Origin of the sequence: Mumia sp. zg.B53 (assembly GCF_019550935.1) — a bacterium.
Classification (GTDB): Bacteria; Actinomycetota; Actinomycetes; order Propionibacteriales; family Nocardioidaceae; genus Mumia.
Window position 1 is genome coordinate 1,850,990 of record NZ_JAHWCK010000001.1, and the last position, 15,653, is coordinate 1,866,642.

Below are 15,653 nucleotides of genomic sequence, written 5' to 3' on the forward strand. Positions count from 1 at the left end.
ATTGCGGGGATGGGCACCACGGCCCCGATGGTCGGTGGACACCAACGTGAGACGTCGCCCGTGCCTGCGTACGCACGGGTGCCCGTGCTCTCTGCCGCCGCGGCGCTCGCGGTCGTGCTGCTCGCGACGGCCGGCCGCTACGGCTTCCATCGCGACGAGCTGTACTTCCGGATGCTGGACCCGTCGTGGGGCTACGTCGACCAGCCGCCGCTGATCCCGCTGATCGCCCGCGCGATGACCGACCTGGTCGCCGATGAGCCGTGGGCGCTGCGGCTGCCGGCGATCGCGGCCGTGGTGGCCTCCACGCTGGTGGTCGCCGCGATCGTCCGCGAGCTCGGAGGCGGCGCTCTCGCCCAAGGGCTGTGCGCCTGGACGTTCGCGTTCGCGACGTTCCCGCTCGTGGCCGGGCACGTGCTGATCACGACCTCGCCGGATCTCCTGGCGTGGGTGCTGGCGTCGTGGTTCGTGATCCGCGCCCTGCTCCGCGACGACGGCCGGTGGTGGCTCGCCGTCGGTCTCGTGGTGGGTCTCGCGACCTACGGCCGCCTGCTGATCCCGTGGTTGATCCTCGGCCTGCTCGTCGGCGTGGTGCTGGTCGGTCCCCGGCGGGTGCTGCGGTCGGGCTGGTTCTGGTCCGGCGGCGCGCTCGCCGCGGTCGTCGCCCTCCCGAACCTCGCCTACCAGGTCGTGAACGGCTTCCCGCAGCTCGACATGGGCGCGGCGCTGGCTGACAACAACGCCGACGAGGTTCGGGTGATGATGTGGCCGTTCCTCTTCATCATGCTGCCCGCCGTGTGGGTCGTGGGTGCGGTCGCGCTGTGGCGACGGCCGCAGTGGCGAGCCCTCCGTGCCTTCGACGTCGCCTTCGTGGTCGTCCTTGTGCTGACCTTCGTGGGGGGAGCGCAGTTCTACTACCCGGTCGGTGTGCTCGCCGTGCTGTTTGCCGCCGGCTGGGTCCCGACGGCGTCGTGGCTCACCCGCTCGTCGAACGCCGTGCGCGCAGGGGTCGGGGCGCTGCTGGTGCTGTACGCCGCGGTGTCCGTCGTCGTGTCGCTGCCGGTGATCGGCGTCGGCACGCTCGGGAGCACCCCTGTCCCGGGGATCAACCAGGCTGCCGCCGACCAGGTCGGGTGGCCGGCGTACGTCCGTCAGATCGCCGCCGTGTGGAACGGGTTGTCGGCGGATGAACGGGCCGAGGCAGCGATCATCACCAGCAACTACGGCGAGGCCGGGGCGATCGACCGGTACGGTCCCGCGCTCGGCCTGCCCACGCCGTACAGCGGGCAGAACGCCCTCCACGACCAGGCCCGGCCGCCCGACCGAACCGAGACGGTCGTCTTCGTCGGCGGCCAGTACGGGTTCGCGGTCACGATCTTCGAGGAGTGCGAGGCCGTGGACGTGCTCCGCAACGGGGTCGGTGTCGACAACGAGGAGGAGGGCGTCCCCGTGGCCGTGTGTCGCGGTCCGCTGCGGCCGTGGGCCGAGCTCTGGGACGACCTGCGGCACCTGGACTGACGCCTGCCGTTCGTCGCGTGAGCGCGACCGCTCGGCGCGCGCGCGATGCCGTACGGCGACCGGTCGCGCACGTCCACCGAACCTCGCCGGTGTGACCTGGCACACACCCTGCGGCCGCCCCTAGCCTCACGCGAGAACACCCATGCCCGTGCGTCCCGAGAGGCGAAGCCGTGATCGAGAGAACCACAGCGGCGGAGGATGCGGCCTACGCACGCATCCGCTCCACCGAGGAGTTCCACACCCTCAAACGCAAGTACATAGGCTTCGTCGTCCCCGTGACGATCGGCTTCATGGCCTGGTACCTGCTGTACGTCATCTGCTCCAACTGGGCGCCCGACCTGATGAACGCCAAGGTCGTCGGCAACATCAACGTCGCCCTGATCTTCGGACTGCTCCAGTTCGTCTCCACCTTCGCCATCGCGATCTGGTACTCGAAGTTCTCCGTCAAGAACCTCGACCCGCTCGCTGACTCACTGCGCGCCGAGTACGACGAGGAGATCACCCGATGAGCGGACGCGACGTGGTCCTCGCAGCCAGTGCCGAGGGTGACCACCAGACGCTGACCACCGTCCTCTTCGTCGGTGTCGTGCTGCTCACGGTCGCCATCACGTTCTGGGCGAGCCGCAACAACAAGACGGCGGCCGACTACTACGCCGGCGGCCGGTCGTTCACCGGCTTCCAGAACGGCCTCGCGATCGGCGGCGACTACATGTCGGCGGCGTCGTTCCTCGGCATCTCCGGCGCCATCGCGCTGTCCGGCTACGACGGCTTCCTCTACTCCATCGGGTTCCTCGTCGCCTGGCTGGTCGCGCTGCTCCTCGTCGCCGAGCTGCTGCGCAACTCCGGCCGCTTCACGATGGCCGACCAGCTGGCGTACCGGATGCGGCAGCGTCCTGTCCGTACCGCTGCGTCCGTCTCCACCGTCGTCGTGTCGATCTTCTACCTCCTCGCGCAGATGGTCGGTGCCGGCGCGCTCGTGTCGCTGCTGCTCGGCGTCGAGGGCGACACGCTGAAGAACCTGACGATCGTCGCCGTCGGCGTGCTGATGATCTTCTATGTCGTCGTCGGCGGCATGAAGGGGACGACCTGGGTGCAGATCGTCAAGGCGGTGCTGCTCATGGCCGGCACGCTGCTGATCAGCATCCTGGTGCTGGCGAAGTTCAACTTCAACCTGTCCGAGCTGCTCGGCACGGCCGCCTCGAACTCCGGCAAGGGGCAGGCGTTCCTCGAGCCCGGGCTCAAGTACGGCGCCGACTTCACCAGCAAGCTCGACTTCCTGTCGCTCGGCATCGCCCTGGTGCTCGGCACCGCGGGTCTGCCGCACATCCTCATCCGCTTCTACACGGTGCCGACGGCGCGTCAGGCGCGCGTGTCGGTGAACTGGGCGATCGGGCTGATCGGCACGTTCTACCTGATGACGCTGATTCTCGGGTTCGGTGCCGCGGCGCTGCTCAGCGACGACCAGTACGCCAAGGTCGCCGAGTCCGGCGGCAACCTGGCCTCACCGTTGCTCGCCGAAGCCGTCGGTGGCGGCGCGGGCTCGACCGGAGGCGCGATTCTGCTCGCACTGATCGCGGCGGTGGCGTTCGCCACCATCCTCGCCGTGGTCGCGGGCCTCACGCTCGCGTCGGCGTCGTCGGTCGCGCACGACCTCTACGCCAACGTGTTCAAGAAGGGTGAGGTCTCCGGCAAGGACGAGGTCAAGGTCGCGCGGATCGCGGCGTTCGTGATCGGCGGCGTGGCGATCGCGCTGGCGATCCCCGGGCAGTCGCTGAACGTCGCGTTCCTGGTCGCCCTGGCGTTCGCCGTGGCGGCGTCGGCGAACCTCCCGGCCCTCCTCTACAACCTGTTCTGGAAGGACTTCAACACGCGCGGGGCGGTGTGGAGCATCTACGGCGGTCTGATCTCGGCCGTCGGCCTGGTGTTCTTCTCGCCGGTGGTCTCGGGCAAGGTCGACCCGGAGACGGGGGAGAGCCTGTCGCTGTTCGGGACCGGCGTGGACTTCAGCTGGTTCCCGCTGGAGAACCCCGGCCTGGTCTCGATCCCGATCGGGTTCTTCCTCGGGTGGCTGGGCACGGTCACGACCAAGGAGAAGGCCGACCCCGTCAAGTACGAGGAGCTCGAGGTCCGGTCGATGACCGGCGCGGGCGCCGAGTGACGGGCTGACCGACCTACCCTGACCGACCACGACGCACACGATTCCCCCGCTCTGACGCTCCTCCTGGCGGCAGAGCGGGGGATTCGTGCGTCCGCAGGGTCGCGTCGGTGAGGATGGACCCGTGACGGGAGTGCTCGAGGGGTTCGGCGTCATCACCGTCGTGATCGCGGTGGGCTTCGTCCTCGCGCACCTCGGGGTGGTCACGCTCGACTACCAGTGGATGCTCTCGCGCCTGGTGTTCTTCGTCGGCAGCCCGGCGCTGCTGTTCTCGGTCCTCGCCGACACCGACGTCGGTGGCGCCTTGTCGAAGGCGCTGGTCGCGAATGCGGCGAGCGTCGCGGCGGTGGCGGTGATCGCTCTCGTGCTCGCGCGGTGGCGATGGCGGCGCGGGTGGGCCGACACCACGCTGGCCGCCCTCTGTGCGGGCTACGTCAACGCCGGCAACCTCGGCCTCCCGATCGCGATCTACGTGCTGGGTGACGCATCCGCTGTCGCCGGTGCGCTGCTCCTCCAGCTGCTCGTCCTCGCGCCGCTGGCGTTCGTCGTCCTCGACCAGTCGGAGTCGATGGAGCGACCGACGGTGCTGACGGTGCTGTCGCGTCCCTTCCGCAACCCGCTCACGGTCGGCGCGGTCGTCGGGGTGGTGGTCGCGCTCACCGGCGTGCCGGTCCCGAGGTGGGTGGCCGACCCGATCGACCTGCTTGCCGGGCTCGCCATCCCCGGGATGCTGATCGCGTTCGGCATCTCGCTGCGGCTGGGGCCGAAACCCGGCGCGAGCGGCGCCGGCACCCAGGTGGCGATCCTGACGGTCGTCAAGCTGGCCGTCCAGCCGCTCGTCGCCTACCTCGTCGCGCGCTTCGCCCTCGGTCTCGACGGCAGCGCCCTCCTCGCCGTGGTGGTGGTCGCGGGTCTTCCGACGGCGCAGAACGTGTTCGTCACCGCGGTGCGCTACGACCGGTCGGTGGCGGTCGTGCGCGACGTCGTGTTCGCGACCACCGTGCTCTCGTTCCTCACGATCCTGGCGATCGCGGCCCTGCTGGCATAGCGGCCTCAGCCGTTCGGCAGGACCACGGCACGCCCTCGGATCTCTCCGGCGTGCAGACGCTCGTACGCCTGGGGTGCTTCGTCGAGCGAGTAGGTCTCGATCTCGACGTGGAGCTGGTCGCGGCGTGCCATCTCGAAGACCTCGATGAGCTCGGACCGGGTGCCCCAGTACGGCGCCCGGAACGCGGCGTCGTACGGGGTGACCCCGAATCCGACGGGCACGGCGCCTCCACCGATACCGACGAGCTGCACGTCGCCCTCGAGTGCGACCGACGCCGCCGCGATCGCGCCGGTGGCCGGAGCGCCGACGAAGTCGAAGACGGCCTCGGCGCCGAGACCGCCGGTGAGCCGCTTGATCGCCTCCGGTGCCTCATCGTTCGAGAGGACCGCCTCGTGGGCCCCGACCTCCTTGGCGAGGGCGAGCTTCTCGTCGTTGACGTCGAGCGCGATCACGCGGGCGCCGGTGAGCGCACGCAGGATCTGGATCGCGACGTGTCCGAGGCCGCCGGCGCCGATCACCACGGCCGTGCTGCCCCCGACGAGCTTCGGCATGGCGGTGCGGATCGCGTGGTACGGCGTCAGGCCCGCGTCGGTCAGCGACACGTTGCGCACAGGGTCGAGGTCGCCCAGAGGGACGAGGTGTCGTACGTCGTCGACGATCATGTACTCCGCGATCGCGCCGGGCGCTCCGAGCCCCGGCGGCGCGATGCCGAGCTCGACGGCGTACGGGCAGGAGTTCTCCGCACCGCGCGAGCAGGCGTGGCAGCGTCCGCAGCCCCAGGGGCCGTAGACCGCGACCGAGTCGCCGAGCGCCACGTTCGTCACTCCCTCCCCGAGCGCGTCGACGGTGCCGGCCCCCTCGTGGCCGAGCGTGAGCGGCAGCCCGAAGGTGTAGGCCTCCGCCGGCAGGCTCATCACGAACTCGTCGGAGTGGCAGACCCCGGCGGCCGACACCTTCAGCCGGATCTCGCCGGGCCCTGGCTCAGGGGTCTCCACCTCGACGACCCGAGGAGGACTGCCGATCTCGACGTACTGGAGTGCTCGCATCTGTTCACGCTAGATCCGCCCTGCAGGTTCAGCGAGCGCAGCGCGTCGAGGCCCTCTCCTGCACAATGGCGCGGTGACCACACGCGCGCTCGTTCTCGGTGGCGGCGGGATCACCGGCATCGCCTGGGAGATCGGACTGCTGCACGGCCTCATCGAGGCCGGTGTCGACCTCACCGGCGCCGACCTCGTCCTCGGCACCTCGGCGGGATCGGTGGTCGGGGCGCAGGTGACCAACGGTGCGACGACCGAGGCGATGTACGAACGCCAGCTCTCCCCGCTCGGCACGTACGGCCCCGAGCCCGCGTCGTCGATCGGCTGGGGCGTGACGGCACGGTGGGTGGTCCTCGGCCTGCGCAGCGGACGCGATGCCGAGGCGCTCGGTCGTCGCCTCGGCGCGTACGCGGTGAGCGAGGCCGCTGCCGGTCGCGTCGCGACGGAGGAGGAGCGCGTCGCCGTGATCCGCGACCGGCTCGTGTCGCAGGAGTGGCCGGCGCGCGAGCTGCGGGTGACCGCGGTGGACGCCGACACCGGCGCCTTCCGGACGTTCAGCCGCGAGGACGGGGTCCCGCTGGCCCGCGCGATCGCGGCGAGCTGTGCCGTCCCCGGTGTCTTCGCGCCGGTGACGATCGACGGCCACCGCTACATCGACGGAGGCACGAGGTCGTCGTCGAACGCCGACCTGGCTGCTCGCTACGACCGCGTGGTGGCGCTGACACCGGTCGCGGTCGAGCTCCCGACCTGGAGGCGAGCGGCGTCGCAGCTCTCCGGATCGGACGCCGTCCACACGATCATCGCGCCGGACCTCGCCTCGCGTCGGGCGATCGGGCGCAACGTCCTCGACCCCGCGTCCCGGGCCCGCACCGCGCGGGCAGGACGCGACCAGGGCGCGACCATCGCCCGCGCCGTCTCCGAGGTCTGGGGCTGACGGGGTGGCGCGACGACTGAAGCCTCTCGACCCGGCGGCCTGGGACGCCGTGGCGGCACGGCTGGACCTCGCGACCACCGGCAGCCAGCAGGTGTCGCCGGACGACTTACGCGCGGCGACGAAGCACCTGCTCGCCGTCCTGGACCAGCGGGCGCCCGGCAACAGCGTCGAGGTGCGGGTCCCTCCGTACGCCGCCGTGCAGGTGATCCCGGGCGCTCGGCACACCCGCGGCACGCCTCCGGCGGTCGTGGAGACCGACGCGCCGACGTGGATCGCCCTCGCCACTGGGCGTACGACGTGGGCGGAGGCGGTCTCCGCGGGCAAGGTCCGCGCCTCGGGCGAGCGCAGCAACCTCTCGCCCTACCTCCCGCTGGTCTGAGCGCTAGCGTCTGCCGGCGCGCAGGGAGGCCCACAGCCGGGGCTCCGCGGTCGCCCACCTCGGGAGCTTGACCTTCGTGCGGTAGGCGACGACGGCCCGCTGGGTGGTCGCGTCGAACAGTCCGTTGCGGGGGACGGGGCGTCCGAGGGCCGCTGTCAGCGAGCGCTGCAGCCGATAGACGTGCTTGCCGTTCGAGCCGCGCTTGAGCACCGGCGCGGCCTTCCCGTTGGACAGCAGCGCGACCCACGTCCGACGCGACACCACGCCGGTCTGCTTCCATCCCCGGGCGGCCTGGAACCGTTTGACGGCACGCTGCGACTTGGCGCCGTGGACCGGTCCGCGTGTGGATCCCTTGAAGTAGCCGTTCTGACGGAGCAGGCACTTCGCGGCAGGCGTCAGGGTGGGGCGTCGCTGCTGGGGCCGCAGTGCCCGGTACCTCTGGATCTTGTGCGTGCCGCACTGTGCCCGGGGCTTGGTCGCCCGCGACCCCGCGCCGACGTCGAGGTAGTTGCGGTCGATGTTGATGGCGACACCGTTGTAGCGACTCACCCGGTTGCCGACGTACTGGTGGATCCGCTTGCCCCTGGCCCAGTAGCGGTCGTCGAGGTACGGCTCCGCGGCCAGGTTGGCCTTGCCGTTGTACCAGCCGAACCACAGGTGGTTGGGGTAGTGGTAGTTGTCGACCTGGGCCACGCGGAGCCGGTTCATCGCGGCGATGGCCGCCGAGGCGCTCGAGTAGAGGCCCGAGCGGTAGCCGTGCTGAGCGAGTCGTGAGCCCCACCCGTCGACGAAGCTGACGACGGCGGTGTTGCACGCGGAGTTCGCGATGGAGTACGCCTCGATGTCGAGGTAGAGGACCCGCTTCCGTCCGATGCCGAGTGCCTTGGCCGACGCCACGCTCTCGTTGGCGGCCGCGACGCCCTGGGCCCGCGCGGTCGTCGGGTTGATCGACATCTTCTGCTTCCTGCCGCTGTAGCAGGGGGCCTGCCTCCCGACGTGGAGCGGGAGGAGGCGCCAGCCCCGGCGGGCCTGCGTCGTGACCCAGCTGCGGGTCAGCGCGGGCTGGGCGCAGGCACGTGACGAGCCGGAGATGTAGACGCCGACGGCGGCGTACGGGGACGAGACCCACCACGCGTCCATCTGAGCCTGCGTCGGCGCCGTGCAGGCGTCGAACGCGAATCCGGTGAAGCTTCCTGGAGCCTCGACCGCTGAGGCTGGGGCGGCAGCGAGGGCCGGCGCGAGCAGTCCTGCGGCGAGAGCGAGACCTGTGGCGGCAGCGCCGATCCGGCGCGTGGAGGCGCCACGGAGACGGCTGGCGAGTGTAGACATGATCCCCCGTATGGTGCGGGCATGAGCCCTGCAGCGGTGCAACGACTTCACAGCATCATGCCTTCGGTCCTCGCGCATCTGGGGGATCTCGTGCGGATTCCTTCGGTCGGCGCCGATCCGGCGCGGGCTGGGGACGTACGGCGCAGCGCCGACGCCGTGGCGGCACTGCTGCGCGACGCGGGGTTCGCGGAGGTCGACGTCGTGGAGGCGGGTGGCGGGCCGGCGGTCATCGCCAACCATCCCGCCCCTGAGGGCGCTCCGACGGTGCTCCTCTATGCGCACCACGACGTCCAGCCCACCGGCGACCCCGACGCGTGGACGTCACCGCCGTTCGAGCCGACCGAGCGTGGCGAGCGCCTGTACGGCCGGGGCGCGGCCGACGACAAGGCGGGGATCGCTGCGCACCTGGCGGCCTTCCGGGCCTGGGACGGCAAGCCGCCCGTCGGGGTCACCGTGTTCGTCGAGGGCGAGGAGGAGTCCGGGTCTGCGAGCCTCGGCGCGCTGCTCGACACGTACCGCGACCGCCTCGCCGCGGACGTCATCGTCATCGCCGACTCCAGCAACTGGGACATCGGTACGCCGGCGCTCACGACGACGCTGCGTGGCCTGGTCGACTGCGTCGTCGAGGTGGAGACGCTGAAGCACTCCGTCCACTCGGGGATGTGGGGCGGCGTCTTCCCGGACGCGCTGATGGTGCTGACGCGGCTGCTGTCCACGCTGCACGACGACTCCGGCGAGGTCGCCGTTGCGGGACTGCACGCGACCACCGCGGCCGAGGTGGAGTATCCGGCAGACCGGCTCGCCGCCGAGTCGGGCGTGCTGCCCGGGGTGGAGCAGATCGGCACGGGATCGGTGGTGGACCGGCTCTGGGCGAAGCCGGCGATCAGCGTGATCGGCATCGATGCGCCGACCGTGGCGGACTCGTCGAACACGCTCGTGCCGAGAGTGAGGGCGAAGGTGTCGATGCGCATCGCGCCCGGCTCGGACCCCGACGCCTCGATGGACGCGCTCGTCGCACATCTGGAGTCGCACGCGCCGTGGGGTGCTCGAGTCACGGTGACGCCGAACGACCGCGGCGACGCGTACGAGGTCGACGCGACCGGACCCGCCTACGACGCGGCACGGGATGCGTTCCGCGAGGCGTGGGACGGCGTGGAGCCGATCGACATGGGCGTCGGTGGGTCGATCCCGTTCATCGCGGAGTTCGCCGAGCGCTACCCCGGGGCGGCGGTGCTCGTCACCGGGGTGGAGGACCCCGACACCCGCGCGCACGGCATCGACGAAGGCCTGCACCTGGGCGAGTTCACGCGGGTCTGCGTGGCGGAGACGTTGCTGCTGGGGAAGCTTGCGGAGGCTCGACGCCCGCCCACCCTTTGAGAAGATATATCCGTAACTATATATCTTTCGCCGTTTTCGCTCTACGTTCTTCTTAACGGTCGCTGCAAGAGGTGGCCGCGGAAGGAGAAGACATGAAGACGACTCCGGCTCGCCGAGGGGCGGGCATGATCGCGGCAGGTGCACTTGTCGCAGGGGCGCTCGCTGCGCTTCCCGCGACCGCGGCACACGCTGCTCCGAGCACGACGAACTACGCGTGCAACTACACCTCGTTCGGTCCGTACGACGCCGCGCTGGAAACGGACTTCGCTCCCAAGACGGTGAAGCAGGGCGAGACCATCTCGATCGATGGTGCGGCCACGTACGCCTGGGGTTCGGGTTGGAGCGACCTCGCACGTCGACTGCAGATGGAGTTCAAGAGCGTCACCGCCACCATCCCGGTCTTCGTGAACGGGAAGCAGTTCGCGAGTCCGGCCAAGCTGTCGTTCGCCGACTCGGCCGTCGCGGTCCCGACTGCGGGAAACATGGTCTGGAAGGGCACGATCGACCTGCCGTCGATCCCGACCTCGTCGACCGGTCCCGTCAGCATCTCTCTCGGCAAGGCCGACTTCGGGATGCTGGCGAAGCTGATGTTCAGTGAAGGCAAGTTCGTGAACGCCGCTGTCAACTGTGCCCTTACCGGCACTGCGCCGACGATCGCTTCGGTCGACGTCACCCCTCCCGGCACGCTCGCGCCCGTCGCGGCGCTGAAGGCTGCCGGCAAGGTCGCCGTCGGACAGCGCCTGGCCGCCAGCGGCGGCACCACCAACCCGGCGAGCAGCGTCTCGTACCAGTGGCTGGTCGGTGGCAGGGCCGCCGGCGCGGGCTCCGCGTACGTCGTGAAGCCTGCTGACCTCGGCAAGGCTGTCGCCGTTCGGGCGACGGCGAAGAGGGCGGGCTACGTCACTCGCGTGACGACCGTCAACGTCGGCAAGGTCGCCGCGGGCACCCTCGCCGTCAAGGGCAAGGCCAAGATCACCGGCAAGGCCAAGGTCGGCAAGAAGCTCAAGGTCAAGCCGGGCAAGGCTGCCGGAGCGCGGGTCAAGTACCAGTGGCTCAAGAACGGCAAGAGGATCAAGGGCGCGAAGGGCAAGACCCTCAAGCTCAAGAAGTCCTTCAAGGGCAAGAAGATCTCGGTGAAGGTCACCTACACCAAGGTCGGCTACAAGACGGTCACGCAGAAGACGAAGGCCGTCAAGGTCAAGAAGTAGTCTCCGCCTGACCAGGTCCCGGCATCGCGGTTGCCCCCGCACCGCGATGTCGGGACCTTTTGCGTTCCCTGAAGGCGTGAGCCACTGGCCGCGTGACGCACCTGGCCGTGTGTCGAAATGGGACTTCAATCCCCGCGAGCCAGGGCGCCGAGAATTGCTGGTCGGTCGGTTGGAACTTCGTTACTGTTCATCGCCAACCTCATTCGCCGAGGAGGTGCCCAGTGAGTCAGGTCGTTCAGATCTCTGTCCCAAACAGCCTCATCTTGGTCCTCGACCCAGACACAGGCGAGTTGCCTGACTCTCTAGGAGGTGGGTCTGTCGTGGCGTCGCCAACCGGCATAGCAATCGGCACGCTGAGCGAGTTCGATGGGGAGACGGCCGTCCATCTCGCTTCGGCGCTTGAGCTGCCGTCCGAGCGTGACCTCGCTCTTCGGTGGAACGGAGCGCTCAGCACATCGGGCCGAATCGGCGTCCTCAACGTCTACAACGAGGTGCTGATGGAGGCCACCGCGAGCCAACAAACCGAGGTGGCAATTTGGACGAACGACCCCGTTGAGCCGGACGAAATCTGGGTGCTCCTTTCGTGAAGCGCCTCCTCGCCCCGCTCGTTGCGCTCGCCGTCGGATGGCTGGTTGCGCCATCTGTAGCGAGCGCATCAACGACCGAGCCTGGGCAGGTCCCTGGCTACACCTACGACGGCGGTTACCACGGCGTGGCGTCGTTGCGCCTCGTCAACGAGCGCGGCCCACCTGGTCAGAATGACGCCGGCACCGCGTATGACGCCGTCTACCGCTGGTCGGGCGGCGCTTCGGCGCGCATTGTCGAGACCCTCGTGGCTGCACCTACGACCGCCTACACCACCGGCGCCGGATACGCGCAGGTCGCCAAGGCCACGGAGCCGACCCAGGAGTTGGCTCAGGGCATCCGTGGGCATCTTTCGTCGCTTCACCGGACCCAAGTTGCCGCAAACACCGGACGCACGGCGGCTCGAGCCTGCTCCTTCGCTGGAGCTACGACCGTCCTCATGGCTGACGGCACGCACAAGCCGATCGAGGACGTCAAAGTCGGCGACAAGGTCATCGCGACCGACCCCGAGACCGGCGAACAGACCGCCAAGTCTGTCGAGCAGGTCTTCGTCCACGACGACACCGTCATCGACCTCATCGTTGACAGTGAAGTCATCACCACCACCGAAGACCACCCGTTCTGGTCCGTCACCGATCAGCGGTTCGAGAGGGCTGACGAACTCAGTGCGGGCGAGAAGGCTATCGCTGCGGGGGGTCGAGAGGTCAGTGTGTCCGGCCTGCGGGTCGGGACGGCTCGGGAGGCGTTGGCCTACAACCTCAGCGTGGAGGGCATCCATAACTACCACGTCGGAGACGACAAGATTCTCGTCCACAACACTTGCAACGTCCGCGGTCTGTGGCAGATCACCAAGGAGGGAACCGCGGCCACAAAGCAGGGGCCGTTTGGAACCGTCTCGAAGAGCAAGTCGGATGCTCTTTGGTGGTCAAGGGACACCGCTGGTCACGGCGGGAGCACATGGAAGGTCTACACCGAGTCATCGCGACGCCTGATCTGGCGCGCCGACGCCAATCAGTACGGCGACTTCATCATCGGTAAGCACAAGAGTGACGTTGGAACCTTCATCCCATGGAAGGACCTCAATTGATTACTTCACCTGAGGAGTTCGTCTCGCTTCGCCTGAGCGAAAGCCCATCGGACCAAACGCGTGCCAGCCAGGATGAGGCGAGTCTGGAGGTCTGGCTGGGAGTGATCGCGGACTACCCCGAGATGCGGCAGTGGGTTGCCCACAACAAGACGGTCCCCGTTGCCGTGCTCCAGGCGCTCGCGAGTGACCCCGATCCCGCAGTTCGCTGGGAGGTCGCTGGTAAGCGCAAGTTGGACCCAGCGGTCCTGCGCATGCTCGCCGACGACGAAGACGACAGCGTTCGAGCCAGGGTGGCGAGGCACCACAGGACCGAAACTGAGGTGCTCGGCGCTCTCGCACATGATGAGTCGTGGGTTGTCCGAGAGGCAGCAAAAGAGGCACTTGCATCGCGTGGGTCGACGTGAGACAGATGGTTCGCTGGCTCGCGGTACTTGCGATCACCCGGCCATCTAAGCTGCCTAAGCCGAACCTGGGCAACGACTCGATCCAGTACTGACTACCCGGCGTCGTCAATGGACGGTCGGGCGTACGAGATCTTCACGCGACCATCGACGAGCGGGCGAACCGAGATGGTCATGCACCGCTTCTTCCGGCCTGATTACTGATGATGCTGACCGAGGACCACTTCGCCTCCGAGTACCACGCAGCGATCTCGGAACATCCTGCTGCCGAGCCCGACTATGTGGTCGCGGCGGATGGTGCCGGTGCTCGCGCCGTTGCGGTCGAGGTGGAGACGTGCGGTGAGCCTGCTTGGTCGGCAGCCTTCGCGGCCCCAGGACCGGGCGTCCGGGCGCTGACGATCTTGCTCGGTACGCCCGCACCAACAGGTCCGGTCGTCGGAGCCGAGGTACTGGCCGCAGATGGCCTGCTCCTGCTGTTGTCGCCGTGGTCAATCGTGGCTGTCGACGTCGATGGGGTGCGTTGGACGACCGAGCGGATTGCTATTGACGGCTTGCGGATCGACGAGTCGGACGGCGGCTGGGTCAGAGGCGTCGCAGACCCGAATGACGATAAGCCGCGAGACTTCGCCGTCGAACTATCCAGCGGTCGAGTGGTCGGGGGCTCTGGAGTCGCCTGATCGACTCGCTTGGCCGCTGAACGCTTGGCGGGCGTGGCGGCGTAGGAGTGTGCCTTCGATGAAGGCGGTGACGGTTTGGCCCGCATCGCTCCATCAGATCTGGCGGCCCGCCTCCGGCCAGTACGACTTGCGCAGGTCGCGCTTGAGGATCTTGCCCGAGGGGTTGCGCGGCAGCACGTCCACGATATCGATCGAGGTCGGGCACTTGAAGCCTGCGAGCTGTTCGCGGGTGAACGCGATCAGCTCGTCTGGCGTCACCGACTCGCCTTCGCGGAACGCGACGACCGCCTTCACCGTCTCGCCCCACCGCTCGTCCGGGACGCCGATCACCGCCACCTCGGCCACGGCCGGGTGCGCGGTCAGCACTCGCTCGACCTCCGGGGAGTAGACGTTCTCGCCACCGCTCACGATCATGTCCTTGATCCGGTCCTCGACATAGACGTAGCCGTCGACGAAGCGGCCGACGTCACCGGTCCGGAACCATCCGTCCTCCGTGATCACCTCGGCCGTGGCCTCCGGCTGGTTGTGGAACCCCTTCATCAGCTGCGGGGTCCGGAACCACAGCTCACCCGGCTCACCCTCTGGCACGTCCTCCAACGTGAACGGGTCGACCACCCGCGTCTCGACCTCGGGGATCGGGACACCGGCCGAAAGCAGCCGCTCCGGGTGCTCGGCATCGAGGTGCGCCTCCGGGAGCAGGTGCGTGATCACGCCGCACACCTCGGTGAGGCCGTACACCTGCATGAACTTCGTGTCCGGCCACGCCTCCATCGCTCGCCGCAGGAGCGGCAGCGGCATCGGCGCGGCGCCGTACGTGAAGAACTTGAGCTTGCCGAACAGCGCGATCGCCTCGGGCCCGCCCGCCAGCGCCATCTGCGCGAGGGCGGGGACGAGGAAGGCGGAGTTGGCGCCCTTCATGATGGCGGTCGCCAGCGACACAGGGTCGGGCTCACGGGTCATGATGCTCGGGAAGCCGTCGTGCAGTGCGAACTGCACGTACGAGGTGCCGCCGACGTGGAAGAGCGGCATCGCGACGAGGCTGATGTCGCCCGGGTCCAGCTCCCAGCCGTCGTGGGAGTTGATCGTGTGGGCCACCATCGCGCGGTGGCTGAGCATGACGCCCTTGGGTCGGCCGGTCGTGCCCGAGCTGTACATGATCAGAGAGGTGTCCTCCGGACCGCGGTCGGGGGCGGGGCCAGCCGGCTGCGACGCGGCCAACCACCCCTCGTACTCGTCCGCCTCCGCGCCGTCGGGAGTGACCTGGATGATCTGCTCGACCATCGGGAGCCTGTCTCGGATCAGCTCGATCGTCGGCACCAGCTCTGTCCCGACGAAGAGCACCCGGGCGCCGGAGTCGTTGATCGTGTAGTCGAGCTCGTCGCCGGCCAGCCGCCAGTTGACGACCGCGGTCGCCATGCCGCGAGACGCCGCCGCGAGGGTGACCTCGACGCACGCCGGGTGGTTCTTGTCGAGGAAGGCCACCACGTCCCCGCGTCCGAGGCCGAGGTCGCGCAGGCCGCCGGCGGCACGGCGGATGCGCTCGTCGAACTCGGCAAAGGTCCACGAGCGCTCCCCGTACGCCATGCAGTCGGCGTCCGGGGTGGTCTCGGCCCAGTAGGCGACCCGGTCGTCCAAGAAGGTCGGGGGCGGAGGGGACGCAGTCATGGCTGACTCCTCGGTGCGGCGCAGTGCGCGTCGGCGGACAGTGGCATGACTGTGACACGGGTCACAGGCGAGGGCAAGGCCCGCCTGACAGGGCTTCGTTGGCGCCTCGTACCCTGGAAGACGTGTCCCTCGCCCAGATCTCTGCCGCCGGAATGCTCCCCCAGCCGCTCGTGGGAGCGATCGCCGTCGGCATCCCCCTCCTGATCATCGCGCTGTTCTTCGTCTACTGGGACCGCCCGAAGAAGCGCTGACGGCC

General features: G+C 69.0%; 16 protein-coding genes. 13 read left to right on the top strand and 3 right to left on the bottom strand.

The genetic code is table 11. The features are described 5' to 3' along the window. Positions 1-9 precede the first annotated feature (9 nt). From KV102_RS08960 to KV102_RS19555, 4 genes are all read left to right on the top strand, one after another. Positions 10-1,515, top strand: coding sequence for a glycosyltransferase family 39 protein (locus KV102_RS08960; protein ID WP_255560591.1), 1,506 nt, complete (start codon positions 10-12; stop codon positions 1,513-1,515). Positions 1,516-1,685: 170 nt separating this feature from the next. After that, positions 1,686-2,024 carry a DUF485 domain-containing protein gene (locus KV102_RS08965; RefSeq protein WP_220343253.1) on the top strand — a complete coding sequence of 113 codons (339 nt, stop codon included), beginning with the start codon at positions 1,686-1,688 and terminating at the stop codon, positions 2,022-2,024. Beyond that, positions 2,021-3,673: a cation acetate symporter gene (locus KV102_RS08970; protein ID WP_220343254.1), complete on the top strand. Its 1,653-nt coding sequence runs from the start codon at positions 2,021-2,023 to the stop codon at positions 3,671-3,673. The genes KV102_RS08965 and KV102_RS08970 overlap by 4 nt, the downstream gene beginning before the upstream one ends. A gap of 121 nt (positions 3,674-3,794) precedes the next feature. Further along, the gene (locus tag KV102_RS19555; RefSeq protein ID WP_220345971.1) at positions 3,795-4,718 is read left to right on the top strand and encodes an AEC family transporter; all 924 of its coding nucleotides are present in this window, start codon (positions 3,795-3,797) and stop codon (positions 4,716-4,718) included. A gap of 5 nt (positions 4,719-4,723) precedes the next feature. Here the strand turns inward: KV102_RS19555 and KV102_RS08980 are convergent, their stop codons facing one another. Further along, positions 4,724-5,764: an NAD(P)-dependent alcohol dehydrogenase gene (locus tag KV102_RS08980; protein ID WP_220343256.1), complete on the bottom strand. Its 1,041-nt coding sequence runs from the start codon at positions 5,762-5,764 to the stop codon at positions 4,724-4,726. Between the two features lie 73 nt (positions 5,765-5,837). Between KV102_RS08980 and KV102_RS08985 the strand changes: the two genes are divergently transcribed. Continuing rightward, positions 5,838-6,689, top strand: a complete 852-nt coding sequence (locus KV102_RS08985; protein WP_220345972.1) for a patatin-like phospholipase family protein — start codon at positions 5,838-5,840, stop codon at positions 6,687-6,689. Positions 6,690-6,693: 4 nt separating this feature from the next. After that, positions 6,694-7,068: a sterol carrier family protein gene (locus KV102_RS08990; RefSeq protein ID WP_220343258.1), complete on the top strand. Its 375-nt coding sequence runs from the start codon at positions 6,694-6,696 to the stop codon at positions 7,066-7,068. A 3-nt stretch (positions 7,069-7,071) separates the two neighbouring features. On the opposite strand, the gene KV102_RS08995 is transcribed toward KV102_RS08990, so the two are convergent. Then, entirely contained in the window at positions 7,072-8,397 is a 1,326-nt protein-coding gene (locus KV102_RS08995) for a glycoside hydrolase domain-containing protein (RefSeq protein ID WP_220345973.1), read from the bottom strand. Between the two features lie 21 nt (positions 8,398-8,418). Between KV102_RS08995 and KV102_RS09000 the strand changes: the two genes are divergently transcribed. From KV102_RS09000 to KV102_RS09025, 6 genes are all read left to right on the top strand, one after another. Continuing rightward, positions 8,419-9,774 (top strand): dipeptidase, encoded by a 1,356-nt coding sequence (locus KV102_RS09000; protein ID WP_220345974.1) that lies wholly within the window; start codon positions 8,419-8,421, stop codon positions 9,772-9,774. A 92-nt stretch (positions 9,775-9,866) separates the two neighbouring features. Beyond that, positions 9,867-10,982, top strand: a complete 1,116-nt coding sequence (locus KV102_RS09005) for a hypothetical protein (RefSeq protein ID WP_220345975.1) — start codon at positions 9,867-9,869, stop codon at positions 10,980-10,982. 221 nt (positions 10,983-11,203) lie between these two features. Further along, positions 11,204-11,569, top strand: coding sequence for a hypothetical protein (locus KV102_RS09010; RefSeq protein WP_220345976.1), 366 nt, complete (start codon positions 11,204-11,206; stop codon positions 11,567-11,569). Then, positions 11,566-12,654, top strand: coding sequence for a polymorphic toxin-type HINT domain-containing protein (locus KV102_RS19560; protein WP_220345977.1), 1,089 nt, complete (start codon positions 11,566-11,568; stop codon positions 12,652-12,654). Before KV102_RS09010 ends, KV102_RS19560 begins: the two co-directional genes overlap by 4 nt. Continuing rightward, the gene (locus KV102_RS09020; protein ID WP_220345978.1) at positions 12,636-13,058 is read left to right on the top strand and encodes a HEAT repeat domain-containing protein; all 423 of its coding nucleotides are present in this window, start codon (positions 12,636-12,638) and stop codon (positions 13,056-13,058) included. Before KV102_RS19560 ends, KV102_RS09020 begins: the two co-directional genes overlap by 19 nt. Positions 13,059-13,258: 200 nt before the next feature. After that, positions 13,259-13,732, top strand: a complete 474-nt coding sequence (locus KV102_RS09025; protein ID WP_220345979.1) for a hypothetical protein — start codon at positions 13,259-13,261, stop codon at positions 13,730-13,732. A 93-nt stretch (positions 13,733-13,825) separates the two neighbouring features. Here the strand turns inward: KV102_RS09025 and KV102_RS09030 are convergent, their stop codons facing one another. Next, the gene (locus tag KV102_RS09030; RefSeq protein ID WP_220345980.1) at positions 13,826-15,397 is read right to left on the bottom strand and encodes a long-chain-fatty-acid--CoA ligase; all 1,572 of its coding nucleotides are present in this window, start codon (positions 15,395-15,397) and stop codon (positions 13,826-13,828) included. 122 nt (positions 15,398-15,519) lie between these two features. Between KV102_RS09030 and KV102_RS19095 the strand changes: the two genes are divergently transcribed. Further along, on the top strand, positions 15,520-15,648 hold the full coding sequence (locus KV102_RS19095; protein WP_255559662.1) for a hypothetical protein: 129 nt from the start codon (positions 15,520-15,522) through the stop codon (positions 15,646-15,648). Positions 15,649-15,653: the final 5 nt, after the last annotated feature.